The organism is Mycobacterium sp. 360MFTsu5.1 (genome assembly GCF_000383495.1).
Taxonomy (GTDB): domain Bacteria; phylum Actinomycetota; class Actinomycetes; order Mycobacteriales; family Mycobacteriaceae; genus Mycobacterium; species Mycobacterium mucogenicum_B.
Genome location: NZ_KB911467.1, coordinates 407527 through 424551, shown reverse-complemented (window position 1 = coordinate 424551; position 17025 = coordinate 407527). Strand labels below are relative to the sequence as shown.

Here is a 17025-nt window from a genome sequence, read left to right as displayed (position 1 = left end):
CCCATCGGGTTCCACCCTCCTTGCCTCCGGCTCGATCGCCATGAGGCAGGATGGAGCCGCTGCCGATCGCCGGGGCAGCTGTGACGTGTGGGGACCGAAGGAGTCTGATGGCCAGCCCAGACAACGAGGCAGACAACGGTGGCCAGGGTTTGATCCGGCCGGCCTACCAGCGGGTGCTGCTCAAGCTCGGTGGTGAGATGTTCGGCGGCGGCGCGGTGGGTCTGGACCCCGACGTCGTCGCTCTGGTCGCCCGGCAGATCGCCGAGGTCGTGCGCGCCGGCGCCCAGGTCGCCGTCGTAATCGGTGGCGGCAACTTCTTCCGCGGTGCGCAGCTGCAGCAGCGCGGCATGGAGCGGACCCGCAGCGACTACATGGGCATGCTCGGCACTGTGATGAACAGCCTTGCGCTGCAAGACTTCCTGCAGAAGGAAGGCATCGACACCCGCGTGCAGACCGCCATCACCATGGGACAGGTCGCCGAGCCGTACATCCCGCTGCGGGCGCGCCGGCACCTCGAGAAGGGCCGCGTGGTCATCTTCGGCGCCGGCATGGGCCTGCCGTACTTCTCCACCGACACCACCGCCGCGCAGCGCGCGCTGGAGATCGGCGCCGAGGTGGTCCTGATGGCCAAGGCCGTCGACGGCGTGTTCACCGCGGACCCGCGTGAGGTGCCCGACGCCCAGATGATCACCAGCATCACCCACCGTGAGGTGTTGGAACGCGACTTGAAGGTCGCCGATGCCACTGCGTTCAGCCTCTGCATGGACAATGGCATGCCGATGCTGGTCTTCAATCTGCTGACCGAAGGCAATATCGCGCGCGCGGTCGCGGGTGAGAAGATCGGAACGCTGGTCTCCAGCTAGAGCTGGGGGCCGGGCGAGCGGGACTGACGGGAGAAGATGAAGTGATCGAGGAAACCCTCTTCGATGCCGAAGAGAAGATGGACAAGGCCGTCTCGGTGGCCCGCGACGACCTCGGGTCGATCCGCACCGGCCGGGCCAACCCGGGCATGTTCAACCGGATCAACATCGAGTACTACGGCTCGATGACGCCCATCACCCAGCTGGCGAGCATCAACGTCCCCGAGGCGCGCTTGGTCGTCATCAAGCCGTACGAGGCCAACCAGCTCAAGGCCATCGAGGACTCCATCCGGAACTCGGACCTGGGCGTCAACCCGAGCAACGACGGCAGCGTCATCCGCATCTCGATCCCGCAGCTGACCGAGGAACGCCGCAAGGAACTGGTCAAGCAGGCCAAGGGCAAGGGCGAGGACGCCAAGGTGTCGGTGCGCAACATCCGTCGCAAGGCGATGGACGAGCTGTCCCGGATCAAGAAGGACGGCGAGGCCGGCGAGGACGAGGTCGCGCGCGCCGAGAAGGATCTGGACAAGACCACCGCCACTTACACGGCTCAGATCGACGATCTGGTCAAGCACAAGGAAGGCGAGCTGCTGGAGGTCTGAGGACCGTCCAGTCGTCCGCATCCGCACATTCGTGGCCACCGAAACAACCCCGACCGGGGAGCCCAAGAAGACATCGCGCGCCGGGCGCAACCTGCCCGCGGCCATCTCCGTCGGCGTCCTCCTGGGCGGCACCGTCATCGCCACTCTGCTGTTCGTCCCGCAGCTGTGGGTGGCGCTGGTGGCCCTCGCGGTTGCGCTGGCCACGCACGAGGTGGTGCGCCGGCTGCGGGAGGGCGGCTACGCCGTCCCGGTGATCCCGCTGCTCATCGGCGGCCAGGCGATGATCTGGCTGACCTGGCCCTACCGGGAAGCCGGCGCCCTCGGGGCGTTCGGCGCCACCGTCGCGTTGTGCATGATCTGGCGGTTGTTGTCGGGCGGGCTCAAGGCCGCGCCGGTCAACTACACCCGCGACGTGTCGGTGACGATCTTCCTGGCGTCCTGGGTGCCGCTGTTCGGCGCCTTCACGGCGCTGCTGATCTACCCGCACCAGGGCGGCTACCACGAAGGCGCCATGCAGGTGTTCTGCATGATGCTGGGCGTCGTGGCCTCCGATATCGGCGGCTACACCGCGGGTGTGCTGTTCGGTAAGCACCCGATGGTGCCGGCGATCAGCCCGAAGAAGTCCTGGGAGGGCTTCAGCGGGTCACTGCTGTTCAGCATCGTCGTCTCGGTGCTGTCGGTGCACTACCTGGCCGGCCGGCCGCTGTGGGTCGGCGTGCCGCTCGGCATCATGCTCGTCATCACCGGCACCCTGGGCGACCTGGTGGAGTCGCAGGTCAAGCGCGACCTCGGGATCAAGGACATGGGCACTCTGTTGCCCGGTCACGGCGGTCTGATGGACCGGATCGACTCGATTCTGCCGTCTGGAGTGGCGGCATGGCTGGTGCTGGAGTTGCTGGCCTGACGGTCCGCGCCACGGCTCGCGAGTTGAGCCAGCAGGCCAGTGCGCCGAGCACCAGGCCGACCACCACACCCAGGTCCGGGCGCTGGCCCAGCAGCAGCCACGACAGCACGCCGGCGATCGCCGGGATGACCGCGAACAGCATGGCCACCGCAGCGGCGCCGTAGCGATCGATCGCCCGCACGTACATCGTCATGCACAGCGTCGCGTTGAGCAGCACCACGGCTCCGACCGCGAGGACGGCGGTGTGCAGGTTGGTCACCGTCCACGGCATGAAGGCGGCCAGGATCGCCACCGGCACCAGTGACGCCGCGTTCTGCACGGCCGCGGTGGCGCGGAAATCGACGCCGCGGCAGAACCGCTGCTGGTAGACGCCGCCCGAGGCCAGGGCCAGCAGGGAGACGACCAGCAACACGATCACCGCGTCGACGCCACCGACCATCAGTAGCCGCTGGGCGCACGCGGCCAGCACCGCCAGCGCACCCAGGACCAGGGCGACGACGCGCATGGCGGTCAGCCGTTCGCCCAGGAACACCGCGGCCAACAACGCGGTGGCGACCGGGTTCATCGAGATGACGACGGCGCCCAGCACCGCCGGAGCGCCGTGCAGCAACGCCAGGTACAGGCAGATGAACTGCACGGCCTGCGTGAGCAGACCACTGATCACGACGTGCACGAGCTTGGTACCAGTGGGCCATTTCACACGCGCCACCAGCGCCCACGTGGACAGGATGGCAGCCGCCAGACCGAACCGGAACACCAGCGTCGCCATCGGCGCCAGGGCCGAAACGGCAAGGGCCCCAATGGGATAACCTAGCGCGTAGACGAAGGCCAGGAGTGACGCGGGACGGGGTGGCATGGGCTCATGGTGAGTGGTCATAGGCGCTGAGTCCAACGATTTTCGGCTGTGATTTCGTCCCGGGGGTGCCGTCGGTGCGATACTGAAGCCCGTTATGGCCGTTTCCCTTCCTCTGGTGTTCGATGCACCGCGCCGCGGCATGCCGCCGCGGCACTTGGCCGACCTCGACGCCGACGGCCGGGTCGAGGCCGTCACCGAGCTGGGATTGCCGAAGTTCCGGGCCAAGCAGCTGGCGAACCAGTACTACGGCCGGCTGATCGCCGACCCGCACGAGATGACCGATCTGCCGGCCTCGGTGCGTGACCAGGTGGCCTCGGCGCTGTTCCCCGACCTGATCACCCCCGCGAAGCAGATTCAGTGCGACGCCGGCGAGACCCGCAAGACCCTGTGGCGCGCGGTGGACGGCACGACGTTCGAATCGGTGCTGATGCGCTATCCGCAGCGCAACACCGTCTGCATCTCGTCGCAGGCCGGCTGCGGTATGGCGTGCCCGTTCTGCGCCACCGGCCAGGGCGGCCTGAAGCGGAACCTCTCGACCGCCGAAATCCTGGAGCAGGTCCGGGCCGCGTCGGCGGCGATGCGCAACGAGCATGACGGCCGGCTGTCCAACATCGTCTTCATGGGCATGGGCGAGCCGCTGGCCAACTACAACCGGGTGGTGGCCGCCGTCCGCCGGATCACGGCGGCGCCGCCGGAGGGCTTCGGGATCAGCGCCCGGTCGGTGACGGTCTCGACCGTCGGCCTGGCTCCGGCGATCCGCAAACTCGCCGACGAGAAGCTGGGGGTGACGCTGGCGCTGTCATTGCACACCCCCGACGACGAGCTGCGCGACACGCTGGTCCCGGTGAACAACCGGTGGAAGGTCGCCGAAGTACTCGACGCCGCACGGTATTACGCCGACGTCACCGGTCGCCGGGTGTCGGTGGAGTACGCACTGATCCGCGATGTCAACGATCAGCCTTGGCGCGCAGACCTTTTGGGCAAGAAGCTGCACCGCGCGCTCGGTCCGCTGGTGCACGTGAACCTGATTCCGCTGAACCCGACCCCGGGCAGCGAGTGGGACGCGAGTCCCAAACCGGTCGAGCGGGAGTTCGTGCGCCGGGTGCAGGCGGCCGGGGTGTCGTGCACGGTCCGTGACACGCGTGGCCGGGAAATCGCCGCTGCCTGTGGGCAATTGGCGGCCGAGGGCTAGCCGGCTACCGCAGGCCGACGGCGTGGCGGAGCTGAGCCAGGAACTGGTCGCCGTCATCGCTGGGGACGATGTAGTGCGACACCGCGACGCGGATGGCGGTCGCGGCCTTGAGCTCGGCGTTGGGTCCGGTGAGGAGCTTCTGCAACCGGGCCCGCATGATCGGGATCACATCGTTCAGCTGTGCGATCACCACCTCCGGCTCGATGTCGATCACTCGCACCCCGGAGTAGGACTGCTGGTAGTTGACGATGAATTGAAGTGCGGCATCGAGCTTTTCGTTGCCGCGCAACCCCTGCGTGACCGCACTCATGCCGCTGTCGAACAACTGGCGCTCATATCGCCCGAACGATGCGAGCAACTCCTCCTTGGAGGCGAACCACCGATAGAGCGTCGGGCGCGACACTCCGGCATGCGTCGCCACCTCGGACAAGCTGAGTTTCGTTTGTCCGTGGCTGGCAAGCACTTCCGCTGTAGCGACCAGAATCCGGTTGCGGGTCGAGGTGTCGTCGACGGAGCCGGTCTGGTTGCTCAGGGGACTGTTCACGGTACCGATGGTAATTCCTGTCGGGTCACAAACATCGCTGAAGTTCTGTGACGGTGTCGAGATCGTCCAGGGCGGCCACCGAACGGGCCAGGCCGGTCATCGCGATGGTGTCGTCCTGCATGCCGCCCATTCCCGAGGTGATGAGTGTCGCGATGTAGGCGTACGACGCGCCCTGCCGGTAACGGCGCAGCAGGTCGTCGCCGTCGAGTTCGGGCCCGCCGGCGGCGGTGAGCGCCTTCCGGTAGACGTCCAGCAGGTCGCGTTCGTGGGCGCGCCGGTCCCGGGTGGTCATGCCGGTGACCAGGGTGTAGGCCAATTCCCGGCCGGGGTGTCCGCGACGGACCGCCTGCCAGTCGAGCAGGCCGGCCTTTCCGTCGCGGAAGTACACGTTGCCCGGATGTGCGTCGCCGTGCATGACGGTGTTCGGGTCGCGGTCGATCAGGGTGGCCGCGGCCCGGTAATTGTCGATGATGAATTGGCCGTTGTGTACCGGGATGTCGGTGCGGCCGGCCAGTTTGCGCACAGAGGCCGCTGCCAGTGTGCCGGTCAGCAGTGACGTGGCGTCTTTCGAGGCCGAGTACACCCACGGGTACCCGTCGGCCCGGCCCCAGAAGGTCGCGTGCAGCCGCGCGAGCAGTTCGACGACCAGAGCGGCCTGGTCGGCGGTCAACGGATGCAAGGTGTCGGGGAATTCGCACGGTCCGGACGCCGCCAGGTCTTCCAGCACCAGGACGAATCGGCCGGTGAGCCCGTCGAACGCGCTGCCGTGGCAGGCCGGGACGTCGGACAGGTGGGGCGCCAGCTCGCGATAGAAGTGCACCTCGGTGGACGCCAGTCGGCCCAGTTCGCCCATCAGCCGCGTCGCGGCGGTTTTGGCGGCCATCTTCACGAAGACGGTCTCGGGTACGTCGGTTCCGGTGATGCGCAGCCGGGCGCGGGACGAGGTGCCGGCGTCGCCTCCGATCACCTGTACTGAGGTGACCGGTTTGCGGAGCAGTGCCGACAGATAAGTGGCGTCCAGATCGGCGATTTCGCGCGGCAGCGCGCGTGTCCATCCGATAGCGGTGTCCGTCGCGATGCGTTGTACGCCGTGACCGAGGTGGGCCGTCAGGTTGAGGACAGGGGCGACCGGAAGCATCACGCAAGTTTACAAAAAGCACTGAAATTGTAAATGGGGACGAGGACCAACGGTGGGACCGGCTCGATCTAACCCGGCCCGCGCACCCGTGCGGCGTAGCGCAGTTGCTCGAGGAATTGATCTTCGTCGTCGCTGCGGACCAGGTAGTGCGACGCCGCGACGCGCACCACTGTGGCTGCGATCTCTGCCGAGTGCGGGCCGGGGATCAGCCGCTCGAGGCGCGCTCGCATCACCGGCAGCGCACTGCCCAGGCGGGCGATCACCTGCTCGGGTTCGATGTCGACCATCCGGAATCCCGGATATGACCGCTGGTAATCGACGATGACGCGCAACGCCGCGTCGAGCCGGTCCTCCGGCGGCAGTCCGGCGATGGCCTTGGCCACGCCGCGCTCGTAGAAGCCGCGCTCCCACTCCACGAATGCCGCCAGCAGTTCCTGTTTGGAGGCGAACCAGCGGTACAGCGTGGGGCGTGACACGCCGGCCTGGGCGGCGACCTCGGAGAGGCTGAGTTTGGTCATGCCCTGACGGCCGAGTACGGCGGCGGTGGCGACCAGGAGGCGCTCGCGCGTGGTATCGGTGTCGTCGGCGGCGGACATGTGACTACTTTACAAAATTTACATCAAGTGTCACGCTGAGTCGGCTGCGTCGGGGTAGCCGACCGCAGTGGGAAGGAGCGCCGGTGAGCGTGGTCAGTGAGCCGCAGAAGCGCCCGTACAGCCCGCATGACATCACCTCGCACGCATTCTGGGAACAGCCTTTTGCCCAGCGCGACAAGACTTTTGCCGCATTGCGGGCGGCGGACGGGCTGACCTGGCACCGGCCGCTGCCGTCGCTGTTCCCCATGGAGGAGCCCGGTTTCTGGGCTGTCACCCGCCGCGCCGATATCGGCTACGTCAGTCAGCACCCCGAGCTGTTCACCTCGGTGCGGGGCGTCGCCCTGGACCCGATGCCCGCCGAGGTGCAGCGGTTCGCGTCGTTCTTCCTGACCATGGACCCACCCGAGCACACCAGATACCGCCGGCTCATCAGTTCGGCCTTCACGCCGCGCAATGTCCGGAGGATCGAGCAGCAGATCCACGACAACGCGGTGCGGGTGGTCGACGAGCTCGTCGGCGCCGGCGACGTCGACTTCGTGGCGGCCTGCTCGTCGCGGCTGCCGATGATGACGATCTCCGAGATGCTCGGGGTGGTGCCGTCCGAGCGTGAAGCGCTGGCCAAGGCCGCCGAGAAGCTGTTCAGCATGAGCGACGACGAGTACTCCTCATTGGAGGAACGTGCGGCGGACACCATCAACGAGATCATGCTGTTGTCCGGCACCGGGGTTGAGCTGGCCAAGTATCGCCGGGCCAACCCCGGCGACGATCTGATGACCGCCATGGTCGATGTCGAGGTCGATGGGCACCGCCTGACCGACGATGAGATCGGTGCGTTCTTGATCCTGCTGGCATCGGCCGGTAACGACACGACCAAGCAGACCACGACACACGCGATGCTCGCGCTGCAGCAGCATCCCGACCAATTGGCCTGGCTGTTGGAGGATTTCGAGTCCCGTATCGACATCGCCGTCGAGGAGTTCGTGCGGTGGTCCACACCTGTCCTGCAGTTCGCCCGCTTCGCCACCCAGGACACCGAGTTGGCCGGGCAGCGCATCACCGCCGGCGACAAGGTGGGGCTGTTCTACTGCTCGGCAAACCGGGATGAGGCGGTGTTCGACGCGCCCGGCGCCTTCAACTTGCGCAGGACCCCCAACCCGCACTTCGGCTTCGGTGGCGGCGGCCCGCATTTTTGTCTCGGCAACCAGCTGGCCAAGGTCGAACTGCGAAACCTGTTCCGGGAGTTGCTGACTCGCCTCAAGCGTATCGAGCTCGGCGAGCCCGACCTGCTGTACAGCAGCTTCGTCCACGGCATCAAACACTTGCCGGCGTACGTGGCCTGACAACCGCCGACGTGACCTGCGGTGTGCCGATCGGCGGCCCGGTCGGCGGGGTGGAGGCTTTACAAAAATGCTCAAAACTGTCACTCTTGGAAAAGTCTTCGCCGCATCGGTGGCCGGGCCGGCTGCCAATAGGGGTGGGCGGTAGCGGGCCGCAAAACCGCTGTCGGACAACCTAACCGGGTCGGGGAGTGTGCGCTGCCCGGCGAGAGAGGAAGTGGGGTCGATGGAGATCGAAGTCAGCCTCGACAAATGCACCGGGCACGGAATCTGCGAATCCCTCGCCGACGACGTCTTCGAGGTTCAAGACGACGGCAGCGTGCGGATCATCGGCGGATCGCGGCCGGAATCGGACCGGGACCGCATGCAACAGGCGGTGACGCAGTGCCCCGCTGCGGCGCTGCGACTCGTCGACTGAGCGACTGGAGGCCGCGATGACCACGTCGAAATTGATCTTTGATCCGTTCTCCGAACGCCACTACAACGACCCCTACGACACCTACAGGTTGTTGCGGGATGAGGCGCCCGTCTACTACAGCGATCAGTACGACTTCTACGCGCTGAGTCGCCACGCGGACGTCGCGCCGGCGTTCAAGGACTTCGCGACATACTCGTCGAGTCGGGGCGTGACGCTCGACGAAATCCACTCCGGCGAACACGGGCACGATCAATCCATCATCTGGATGGATCCGCCGGCGCACCGCCGAATGCGCAGCCTGGTCAACAAGGTGTTCACACCGCGCGCGATCCAAGCTCAAGAGATCGTCGTTCGCGAGCGCATCGAATACCACCTGTCCCGGTTGGACCGCACGAATTTCGATGTGGTGGCGCAGTTCTCGGCACTGTTCCCCGTCGAGGTCATCACCACGATGCTCGGGGTGCCCGAGGAGGATCGGCAGAAAGTCCGCGTTCTGCAGGACGTCGCGTTGCGGCGTCAGCCGGGGCAGATGCGCATGAGCCGCCGTGGTGCCGAGGCGATGGCCGAGATCGGCCTCCTCTACTACAAGTTGATTCAGCAGCGCCGCGCCGATCCGCAGGACGACATGATCAGTGCCCTGATCGAAGTCGAGGTCGAGCGTGAAGACGGCACCCGCACTTCCCTCAACGACGTCGAGATAGCGGGCTTCTGCACCCTCCTGGGTGGCGCGGGGGCCGAGACCGTGGCCAAACTCGTCGGTACGGCGGCCGTCCTGTTCGGCCGCCATCCGGACCAATGGCAGCTACTGCAGGACAATTCGGGCCTCGTCCCGTCCGCCGTCGAAGAAGTCCTGCGCTACGAGGGACCCGTCCAATACGACTGCCGATTCACCATGACCGATGTGCACCTGCACGGCACCACGATTCCGCAGGGCCGCGCGGTGATGCTGCTCGGTGCGGCGGCCAACCGGGACGAGCGGGCATTCACCGATGCCGACGTGTTCGACATCAATCGGGACCGCACCGAGGCGCAGAACCTCGCCTTCGGATACGGCATTCACAGCTGTCTCGGTGCGGCGCTGGCGCGGATGGAGAGCAAGATCGCGCTGGAGTATCTGCTCGACCTCATGCCGGCGTTCGAGGTGCACGAGGAGGGCTTGAGCCGCGTCGCGATGACGAGCGTCAACGGCTACGAGAACGTGCCCCTGCGGGTCCGGCGATGACAGCACGTCGCCGGGATCACCCTCTGCGCTGTCGACGAAAGGCCCACTCATGAACAACAATTCGGCATCGTTGGCAGACCGCACCATGGTGGTCTCCGGTGGCAGCCGGGGCGTCGGCCTGGCCATCGGAATCGGGGCGGCCCGGCTCGGCGCCAACGTCGTGCTGCTGGCCAAGACCAGCGAGCCGCATCCGAAGTTGCCGGGAACGGTCCATACGGCCGTCGCGGAAGTGGAGGCTGCCAGCGGCAAGGGACTGGCCGTGGTGGGCGACGTCCGCAACGAGGCCGACGTGCAGCGTGCGGTCGACGCGGCGGTCGAGCGTTTCGGGGGCATCGACATCGTCGTCAACAACGCCAGCGCCATCGCCACCGAACCAACCGAGACGCTGCCCGCCAAAAAATTCGACCTGATGATGGACATCAATGTCCGCGGCACTTTCCTGCTGACGAAAGCCGCACTGCCGTACCTGCGGAAGTCGACGAACGCCCACGTTCTGACAGTGGCCCCGCCCCTCAACATGAACCCGTATTGGCTCGGCGCGCATCCGGCCTACACGGTGTCGAAATACGGAATGACGCTGCTGTCGCTGGGATGGGCCGCTGAATACTCAAGTGCGGGAATCGGATTCAGCTGTCTGTGGCCGGAGACCTACATTGCGACCAGCGCGGTCGCCAACTCGGCGGATTTGGCGGACATGATGGCGCGCTCGCGCAGTCCCGAGATCATGGCCGATGCCGCGGTGGCCATTCTGACCGGACCGGCGCGGGAAGCCAACGGCAAGTGCTATATCGACACCGACGTGCTGGCCGAACGCGGGGTCATAGACCTCTCGCGGTACGGCGGGGGCGCCGACCCCATCGTGGACATCTTCGTGGATCGCTGAGTCACGACGGGGTCGAGATCGCGCGGCGCCCGACTACTCGACCGTTCCGTTGAGGCCGAGTTCGGCCAGCGCTTTGCGGGTGGATTCTTCCAGTGCCGCTTTGGTGTTCGTGTCGCCCGGTTCCCACGCGGTGACCGTGACGATCATCGACGTCGGTGTCTGGCACAGCACCAGGAACAGGTGACCGTTCAGTCGCTCGAGGTCCACCGGGGTCAGTCCCGGCTCGACCAGGCGGGCGTGGAAATTGTCGGCGTCGGTCCCGTCGGGCCGGTTGAACGCCGGCGGGAACTGCCCGAGGTTGGAGCAACCGATCGGCTTGCCGACCTTGAGCACCATCTTCTCGAGCCGTCGCACCGCGAACTTGGGCACCAGGGGAGTCAGTGGCAGGGGCGTGAGCATCATCCGGGTCCACTCGTCGACACCGGCCAGTTCGCGCTTGACGTCGGCCCGCAACTCGGACAGGTCGGTGCTGACCTTCTCTGGGTCCGCCATCACGGTGATGGTGCTGAGCGCATTGCCCCGGGTGTCGCCCTCGGTGCGGATGTTGACCGGGAACGAGAGCATCGCCCGGCCGTCGTCGCCCAACCGTCCCACCACCTGCCCGACCCGGGCGGCGAGCGCGGCGAACAGGACATTGCTGGTGCCGCCAAGGGCTTTCGCGCGCTGGTACCACTCGTCGATGTCGACATGCACGACGACGAACGGCGGCGTCACCGGCGTGGTGATCCCGCTGGACACCGGCGCGCTCACCGATTTGGCTGACGCCGCCAGGTCGCCCTTCTGGTCGCGGGCGATCTTGGCGGCGCCGACCACGGCCTTGAACCAACTGGGGACCGAGCGGACCGTCTGGCGGAGGTCTTCGCGCAGTGCCTCACGCCGGGTCCGGGCGCCGGCTATCGGGTAGCCGAGATCGCGCGGCGACCCGTTGACCGCGTCGGCGACGGCTTCGGCGATGGCCAGGCCGTCACCGACGGTGTGGGACACCACGAGAGACACGGCCGCGCCGCCGCCCTCGAGCTGTTGCACACCGAGGTGCCACGGCGGGCCGTGTTCCGGGTCGACCGGGAGGTAACCGCGTTCATTGACCCAGTCGTTCAGCTCGGAGACGGGCCGCGTTCCAGGGGAGACGTCGAGGTCCACCGGTCCGGTGGAGCGGACCCACCGGTGGCGGCCGAACGGCAGCGGCGACCGTTCGATCCGGCGGCCCAGCAGGCCGCCGCTACCCAGATTGCGGTGCAGCCGGCGCAGGCCCTCGATGTCGACGGGGTGTTCGTAGATCCAGGTGTACTGGATGAGCGGGCCGCGACCCAGCGCCCGTAAGCCGGTGAAGGAGGCTTGATCTCCCAGGTCGATCGTGTTGTCGGCTACGGTCATGTCGCGAATGTTACCCAGCCCACAATATTTCGCTGCGCGAGCCTGTGAGTTGTCTGGGGGAGGCTCATCCTGTGAATCGGTCGGGTGTGCCGGACGCGCTACTATGGATTGAGAATTTCCTCAATCCATCAATTAGGGGTGCGGCACATGGTCGACAGCGTGCTCGACGGTCCCGAACGGCCGCTGTACGAAATCAAGGCGAACCTCTTCAAAGCGCTGGCCCATCCGGCCCGCATCCGGGTGCTGGAGATTCTGTCGACCTCTGAGGGGCCGACGCCGGTGAGCGACATCCTCGCGGCCAGCGACATCGAACCGACGTTGCTTTCACAGCATCTGGCCGTGCTCAAACGCCATCACGTGGTCAGTGGGTATCGGGCCGGCAACGCGGTGTACTACACACTGGCACATCCGAAGATCGCCGAACTGCTCCTCATCGCGCGGACCTTCCTCGCCGATACCCTTGCCGCGCAACGTGATCAGCTCGACGCCGTCGGCGCACTGCCGCCGATCGGCACCAACAGATGACCACGGTCGCCGGTGACCGCATCGCCCGGCTGCTGCCGTCGCGCACCGACTACGCGGGCCTGAGCCGCTCGTGGCGACGCGATGTCCTCGCCGGGGTGACGGTCGGGGTGGTCGCGTTGCCGCTCGCGCTGGCATTCGGGATCAGCTCGGGCGTCGGTGCTGCGGCCGGTTTGGTCACCGCGGTCGTGGCGGGGCTGGTGGCCGCGGTGTTCGGCGGGTCGCACGTCCAGGTGTCGGGGCCGACCGGGGCGATGACGGTGGTCCTGGCGCCGATCGTGGCCCAGTACGGACTGGGCAGCGTCGCCGCGGTGACCATCCTGGCCGGCGTCATCGTCGTCGTCGCCGGCATCACCGGGGTGGGGCGCGCGGTGACCTTCATACCGTGGCCGGTCATCGAAGGATTCACCCTCGGCATCGCCGTCATCATCTTCCTACAGCAGATCCCGGCCGCATTCGGACAGGCGACACCCGCCGGACGGTCCCCGCTGGTGGCCGCGGGCATGGTCCTGTCGCACATCGAGGTGGGTGCGGCACGGCCGGCCCTCGTCGTCACGGCGCTGGTGGCGGTCCTGATGATCGTGCTGCCCAGGCTGCACCCCGCGGTGCCGGCCTCGCTGGTGGCCGTTGTCGCCGCGACGGCACTGGTGGCGGGTACCGGATTGTCGGCGCCCCGGATCGGGGTGCTGCCGTCGCGGCTGCCCGCGCCCGTGTGGCCGCACGCCGACCTGGCCGTGCTGCACTCGCTGTTCGGCGCGGCGCTGGCGATCGCCGCACTGGCCGCCATCGAATCGCTGCTGTCGGCACGGGTCGCGGCGACGATGTCCCCGACCGGGCCGTACGACCCGAACCGGGAACTCGTCGGACAGGGGCTGGCGTCGGTCGCTTCCGGGCTGTTCGGCGGCATGCCGGCCACGGGGGCGATAGCCCGTACCGCGGTCAACGTGCGGTCCGGCGCGCGGACCCGCGTCGCGGCGATCGTGCACGCGCTGGTGCTGCTGGCTGTGGTGTATCTCGTCAGCGGACTCGTCGGGACCATCCCACTGGCGGCGCTCTCGGCGGTCTTGATGGTCACGGCGTTCCGGATGATCTCGCCGCACACGGTCATGCGGATTCTGCGGTCCACGCGTTCGGATGCGGTGACGTTCCTGCTGACCGCGACGGTCACGGTCTGTTTCGATCTGATCCAGGCTGTCGAGATCGGCATCGCGGCCACGGCAGTGTTCGCCCTGCGCGCGCTGGCCCGGCGCAGCAGCGTCACCCGCGAGGAGTTGCCGGGTTCCTACGTGCCCGGCGATGAGCGCATCGCCTTGCTACGGCTCGACGGGGCGATGTTCTTCGGTGCGGCCGAACGGCTTTCCGCCGCCATCACCGACGGCAATCATCCCGAGACGTCGGTGGTGATCATCAGGTTGTCGCAACTCGGCATGCTCGACGCCACCGGTGCGCACACCCTGACGCAAATCGTCGAAGATCTCGAGGCGCGGGGCATCACCGTGATCATCAAAGGTGTCCGGCCCGAGCATCGGGACCTCCTCGAAGGTGTCGGCATCATCGACTCCCTGCGTCACGAGAACCACCTCATCGAGAACTTGGACGACGCCATCGCCCACGCCCGCAGTCACACCACCCGGTAGCGCTTCGAAAACCCATCCAGGCAAAGGAAATCGATATGAGTCTGACAAACGACGCACGTCTCGGCGATGACGTCACCGTTGACGCCACCGCCGCACACCGCGTCATCGGCGCACCCGCCCAAGGCCATGCCGTGCGCCGGCGCGGGTCTGAGGTGCGTCCGGGCTCGGGTGTGCTGGTGATCAGCCGCGGCCCCGGCTCGGCCGGACGGTTCCTGCTGGCCGACGACGTCGTCGCCGCCGGTCGGCACCCCGACAGCGCGGTGTTTCTCGACGACATCACCGTCAGCCGCAACCATGCTGAAATCCGTTGGCTCGATGACGAATACTGGATCGTCGACACCGGCAGCCTGAACGGCACCTACGTCAACGGGACCCAGGTCCAGTCCCTCCCGCTCACCAGCGGTGACGAAATCCAGATCGGCAAGTTCCGCCTGACCTTCACCTGCCAGCCGCAGGACCGCTGACCGCGCCGCGACTGATCTGAGCTGTTCGCCGATCGCTGCCCTACATAATGGGCCGGTGGATCAGCAGTCGCCCGACAGGGTTGTGAGCAAGGAAGCCGCCATCGGACCGGAGGCACGGTTGTCGTGGCTGTTGTCGTGGTTGGCCGGCATGATCGGCGCGGTCGCGTTCCTGCACAGTGCCGGATACTTCGTCACCTTCATGACGGGCAACACCGAACGAGCAGTGCTCGGGTGGTTCGACGTCGCCGAACGGCAGAAAGTGTCAGGGGCCGGGCCGCAGGCGGCGTTGTGGTTGATGGCCTGCTTCCTGGCGGGCGTCTTCGTGGCGTCATTCCTGCGGCGCAGGTACTGGCAGAACCATCCGCACGGCGCCACGGCCCTGGTGACCGTCGGATTGTTGGTGGCGTCCGTGGTCGAGCTCTACGAGGACGGCTGGTACTACGAGGACGTCAACTTCACCGGAATCCTGATCATCTGTTTCTCGGTGGGCGCGCTGAACACCAGCTTCGTCAAGAACGGTGAAGTGGCGGTACCGCTCAGCTATGTCACCGGTACGGTCGTCAAGCTGGGGCAGGGGCTGGAACGCCACATCTGCGGCAAGGGCACCGTCTATGACTGGCTCGGATATCTCGCCCTGCTGGGGTCGTTCATGATCGGCGCCGGTGTGGGCGGCGGGCTGGCCGACCGTCTCACCGGCCCACAGCTGATCGGTACCGTCGGATTGATCTGCGGCGCAACCACACTCGTCACGTTCTTCCATACCGACCGGCGCCACGGGTCGGCGGTCGAGTAGCCCCGCAGGTCCCGCGCTCAGGTCGTTCTGGGCGGACGCGGCCGCACCAGAACCGACTGCTGGATGTGTGCGACGGAGCCTGCCTCGTCGAACAGGGTGCCCACGGTAGCGGCGATGCCGTCCGGCCCGTAGTTGGTGTCCGACCGGATGCCGATCCAGTCGCCGTCGGGGACACGGTGGATGTGCACCACCAAATCGGTGTTCAGGAACGTGAACCTGCGAATGTCGATCTTGGAACCGATGCCGTTGGCATTGTCGGCCACCGCGAACAGCCGCTGCAGCGGCGTCATCGATTCACCCTTGACCAGGTCGACCGTCGGGCGCAGCCAGGATTCGCCGGGGCCGGCGGCCTGCGGCACGGTCAGCCAGCGCCAGTCCACGCTGTGCACATAGTTGGGTTCCCAGTTCTTCGCCATGTCCCGGCTGCGGGCCTGCTGCAGCGGCGGCAGTGGCACCGCCGGGGCTTTCGCGATGGCCGTGGTATCGATCTGCAGCATGCGCCAACCGCTGGCCCGCGCGACGGCCCGGGTCGCGCCGTCCGGGCCCGGGGCCAGCATCTCGGCGCTGACCAATTCGATCTGTCGGCCGGGTCGCTCCACGTGTGCACGCACCCAGAGATCGCCGTCGGACGGCACGCCACCCATCAGGTCGATCGAGACGCGGCTGAGCCGGGTGTCGTCGCGGCGTTCGCAGTTCTCGAGGGCCCGGACCAGTAGGGCCGACGCCGGTGCCGCGTGCTGGATATCGGCGGACCAGGTGCCCCGCACCAGGTCCGTGGCCCTGAACCTGTCACCGTCGGGTCCGCAGGCGTCCAGCAATTCGTAATAGCAGTCAGACATTTCGTCCTGTCAGTGGTGGTGGCCGAAGTCGCCGGGGGCTGGCACGCTGACCGTCAGCGCCGCGACGGTGGACAGGTTGGTGCCGATCATCCGATCGGGGTAGGCGTCGTGTGTGGTGACCAGGAACAAGGTCTTGCCCTCGGGGCCACCGAGGGCGCACGCGATGGCCATGCGGTCACCGACGTGGACCCGGTCGGTGACCGCTCCGCCATCTTCGATGCGCTCGAATTGGTGTGCCAGGGTCATGGCCGCCCACACGCCGCCGTCGGCGTCGATGGCGATGCCGTCCGGCGGGCCGTCGAGATGGTCGGCGAAGACTCGCCGACCGGAAAGATCGCCGTCGGTATCGATGGTGAACGCGCTCAGCCGACGGCCGGTGGATTCGGCGACGATCAGCGTCCCGCCGTCGGGGGAGATAGCCATGCCGTTCGGGAAGTCGAGATCGCCGGCAACCACGCGGACGGAGCCGTCGAGGTCTACCCGCGCGATCACCCCGTTGCCGCGGGCCTGCGCGCCGACGTAGGCGCGACCCACCCGGTCGACGACGAGGTCGCCGAGGTCGGCCGGAACCAGATCGCTCAGGTCCGCCAGCAATTCCACGCTGTCGCCGTCGTAGTGCAGGATCTGCCGCGCGGCAATGGAGACGATGAGCAGCGCGCCGTCGGGCCGAAAACCCAAGCCGGACGGGCGATGTCCGGGCAACGGGAGGGTCGTGCCGTCGCCGGCCAGGTTCACCGTGTGCACCGCCTCGCCGAGCATGTCGGAGAACCAGAGCAGGCCTTCGAACCAGCGGGGTCCTTCGCCGAAGCAGAAGCCGTCCGCGAGAGCAGTCGTCATGGTGGGT

19 protein-coding genes are annotated in these 17025 nt (G+C 67.1%); 12 read left to right on the top strand and 7 right to left on the bottom strand.

Going from position 1 to position 17025, the window contains the following annotated elements; genetic code table 11:
- Positions 1-107: 107 nt before the first annotated feature.
- From pyrH to H289_RS0117005, 3 genes are read left to right on the top strand one after another with little or no spacing between them, the layout of a single operon-like run.
- Positions 108-863, top strand: coding sequence for a UMP kinase (gene pyrH / locus H289_RS0117015; RefSeq protein WP_020102018.1), 756 nt, complete (start codon positions 108-110; stop codon positions 861-863).
- A gap of 41 nt (positions 864-904) precedes the next feature.
- Entirely contained in the window at positions 905-1462 is a 558-nt protein-coding gene (frr, locus tag H289_RS0117010; protein ID WP_020102017.1) for a ribosome recycling factor, read from the top strand.
- Between the two features lie 31 nt (positions 1463-1493).
- Complete coding sequence (locus H289_RS0117005) at positions 1494-2366, top strand: phosphatidate cytidylyltransferase (protein WP_020102016.1); 873 nt, start codon at positions 1494-1496, stop codon at positions 2364-2366.
- On the opposite strand, the gene H289_RS0117000 is transcribed toward H289_RS0117005, so the two are convergent.
- Positions 2257-3222, bottom strand: coding sequence for a DMT family transporter (locus H289_RS0117000; RefSeq protein ID WP_081633439.1), 966 nt, complete (start codon positions 3220-3222; stop codon positions 2257-2259). The genes H289_RS0117005 and H289_RS0117000 overlap by 110 nt on opposite strands.
- A gap of 94 nt (positions 3223-3316) precedes the next feature.
- Between H289_RS0117000 and rlmN the strand changes: the two genes are divergently transcribed.
- Positions 3317-4414, top strand: coding sequence for a dual-specificity RNA methyltransferase RlmN (rlmN, locus tag H289_RS0116995; protein ID WP_029105356.1), 1098 nt, complete (start codon positions 3317-3319; stop codon positions 4412-4414).
- Between the two features lie 4 nt (positions 4415-4418).
- On the opposite strand, the gene H289_RS0116990 is transcribed toward rlmN, so the two are convergent.
- From H289_RS0116990 to H289_RS0116980, 3 genes are all read right to left on the bottom strand, one after another.
- Positions 4419-4958, bottom strand: coding sequence for a TetR/AcrR family transcriptional regulator (locus H289_RS0116990; protein WP_020102012.1), 540 nt, complete (start codon positions 4956-4958; stop codon positions 4419-4421).
- A gap of 25 nt (positions 4959-4983) precedes the next feature.
- Positions 4984-6096: a phosphotransferase gene (locus H289_RS0116985; RefSeq protein ID WP_020102011.1), complete on the bottom strand. Its 1113-nt coding sequence runs from the start codon at positions 6094-6096 to the stop codon at positions 4984-4986.
- A 68-nt stretch (positions 6097-6164) separates the two neighbouring features.
- Positions 6165-6692 (bottom strand): TetR/AcrR family transcriptional regulator, encoded by a 528-nt coding sequence (locus H289_RS0116980; RefSeq protein ID WP_020102010.1) that lies wholly within the window; start codon positions 6690-6692, stop codon positions 6165-6167.
- A gap of 83 nt (positions 6693-6775) precedes the next feature.
- Between H289_RS0116980 and H289_RS0116975 the strand changes: the two genes are divergently transcribed.
- The 4 genes from H289_RS0116975 to H289_RS0116960 all read left to right on the top strand — a co-directional run bounded on the left by H289_RS0116975 (position 6776) and on the right by H289_RS0116960 (position 10552).
- Positions 6776-8032 carry a cytochrome P450 gene (locus H289_RS0116975; protein ID WP_020102009.1) on the top strand — a complete coding sequence of 419 codons (1257 nt, stop codon included), beginning with the start codon at positions 6776-6778 and terminating at the stop codon, positions 8030-8032.
- Positions 8033-8255: 223 nt separating this feature from the next.
- Positions 8256-8447: a ferredoxin gene (locus tag H289_RS0116970; RefSeq protein ID WP_020102008.1), complete on the top strand. Its 192-nt coding sequence runs from the start codon at positions 8256-8258 to the stop codon at positions 8445-8447.
- Positions 8448-8463: 16 nt separating this feature from the next.
- Entirely contained in the window at positions 8464-9669 is a 1206-nt protein-coding gene (locus tag H289_RS0116965; protein WP_020102007.1) for a cytochrome P450, read from the top strand.
- A gap of 49 nt (positions 9670-9718) precedes the next feature.
- The gene (locus H289_RS0116960; protein ID WP_020102006.1) at positions 9719-10552 is read left to right on the top strand and encodes an SDR family oxidoreductase; all 834 of its coding nucleotides are present in this window, start codon (positions 9719-9721) and stop codon (positions 10550-10552) included.
- Positions 10553-10585: 33 nt separating this feature from the next.
- On the opposite strand, the gene H289_RS0116955 is transcribed toward H289_RS0116960, so the two are convergent.
- On the bottom strand, positions 10586-11926 hold the full coding sequence (locus tag H289_RS0116955; protein ID WP_020102005.1) for a condensation domain-containing protein: 1341 nt from the start codon (positions 11924-11926) through the stop codon (positions 10586-10588).
- A 147-nt stretch (positions 11927-12073) separates the two neighbouring features.
- On the opposite strand from H289_RS0116955, the gene H289_RS0116950 reads away from it, so the two are divergent.
- The 4 genes from H289_RS0116950 to H289_RS0116935 are packed head-to-tail and all read left to right on the top strand — an operon-like array spanning position 12074 to position 15342.
- Positions 12074-12451, top strand: coding sequence for an ArsR/SmtB family transcription factor (locus H289_RS0116950; protein ID WP_020102004.1), 378 nt, complete (start codon positions 12074-12076; stop codon positions 12449-12451).
- Positions 12448-14085 (top strand): SulP family inorganic anion transporter, encoded by a 1638-nt coding sequence (locus tag H289_RS0116945; RefSeq protein ID WP_020102003.1) that lies wholly within the window; start codon positions 12448-12450, stop codon positions 14083-14085. Before H289_RS0116950 ends, H289_RS0116945 begins: the two co-directional genes overlap by 4 nt.
- A gap of 35 nt (positions 14086-14120) precedes the next feature.
- Complete coding sequence (locus H289_RS0116940) at positions 14121-14549, top strand: FHA domain-containing protein (protein WP_020102002.1); 429 nt, start codon at positions 14121-14123, stop codon at positions 14547-14549.
- 55 nt (positions 14550-14604) lie between these two features.
- Positions 14605-15342, top strand: coding sequence for a YoaK family protein (locus tag H289_RS0116935; RefSeq protein ID WP_020102001.1), 738 nt, complete (start codon positions 14605-14607; stop codon positions 15340-15342).
- 17 nt (positions 15343-15359) lie between these two features.
- On the opposite strand, the gene H289_RS0116930 is transcribed toward H289_RS0116935, so the two are convergent.
- Entirely contained in the window at positions 15360-16181 is an 822-nt protein-coding gene (locus tag H289_RS0116930; RefSeq protein ID WP_020102000.1) for a thioesterase family protein, read from the bottom strand.
- A 9-nt stretch (positions 16182-16190) separates the two neighbouring features.
- Positions 16191-17018: an SMP-30/gluconolactonase/LRE family protein gene (locus H289_RS0116925; protein WP_029105355.1), complete on the bottom strand. Its 828-nt coding sequence runs from the start codon at positions 17016-17018 to the stop codon at positions 16191-16193.
- Positions 17019-17025 lie beyond the last annotated feature (7 nt).

Excerpts from the sequence above, each read along its gene's own strand:
- H289_RS0116955 (WP_020102005.1), bottom strand. The coding sequence starts at position 11,926 with ATGACCGTAGCCGACAACACGATCGACCTGGGAGATCAAGCCTCCTTC.
- H289_RS0116985 (WP_020102011.1), bottom strand. The coding sequence starts at position 6,096 with ATGCTTCCGGTCGCCCCTGTCCTCAACCTGACGGCCCACCTCGGTCAC.
- pyrH (WP_020102018.1), top strand. The coding sequence starts at position 108 with ATGGCCAGCCCAGACAACGAGGCAGACAACGGTGGCCAGGGTTTGATC.
- H289_RS0116925 (WP_029105355.1), bottom strand. The coding sequence starts at position 17,018 with ATGACGACTGCTCTCGCGGACGGCTTCTGCTTCGGCGAAGGACCCCGC.
- rlmN (WP_029105356.1), top strand. The coding sequence starts at position 3,317 with ATGGCCGTTTCCCTTCCTCTGGTGTTCGATGCACCGCGCCGCGGCATG.
- H289_RS0116945 (WP_020102003.1), top strand. The coding sequence starts at position 12,448 with ATGACCACGGTCGCCGGTGACCGCATCGCCCGGCTGCTGCCGTCGCGC.
- H289_RS0116930 (WP_020102000.1), bottom strand. The coding sequence starts at position 16,181 with ATGTCTGACTGCTATTACGAATTGCTGGACGCCTGCGGACCCGACGGT.
- H289_RS0116940 (WP_020102002.1), top strand. The coding sequence starts at position 14,121 with ATGAGTCTGACAAACGACGCACGTCTCGGCGATGACGTCACCGTTGAC.
- H289_RS0116980 (WP_020102010.1), bottom strand. The coding sequence starts at position 6,692 with ATGTCCGCCGCCGACGACACCGATACCACGCGCGAGCGCCTCCTGGTC.
- H289_RS0116965 (WP_020102007.1), top strand. The coding sequence starts at position 8,464 with ATGACCACGTCGAAATTGATCTTTGATCCGTTCTCCGAACGCCACTAC.
- H289_RS0116970 (WP_020102008.1), top strand. The coding sequence starts at position 8,256 with ATGGAGATCGAAGTCAGCCTCGACAAATGCACCGGGCACGGAATCTGC.
- H289_RS0116950 (WP_020102004.1), top strand. The coding sequence starts at position 12,074 with ATGGTCGACAGCGTGCTCGACGGTCCCGAACGGCCGCTGTACGAAATC.
- H289_RS0117000 (WP_081633439.1), bottom strand. The coding sequence starts at position 3,222 with ATGCCACCCCGTCCCGCGTCACTCCTGGCCTTCGTCTACGCGCTAGGT.
- H289_RS0116960 (WP_020102006.1), top strand. The coding sequence starts at position 9,719 with ATGAACAACAATTCGGCATCGTTGGCAGACCGCACCATGGTGGTCTCC.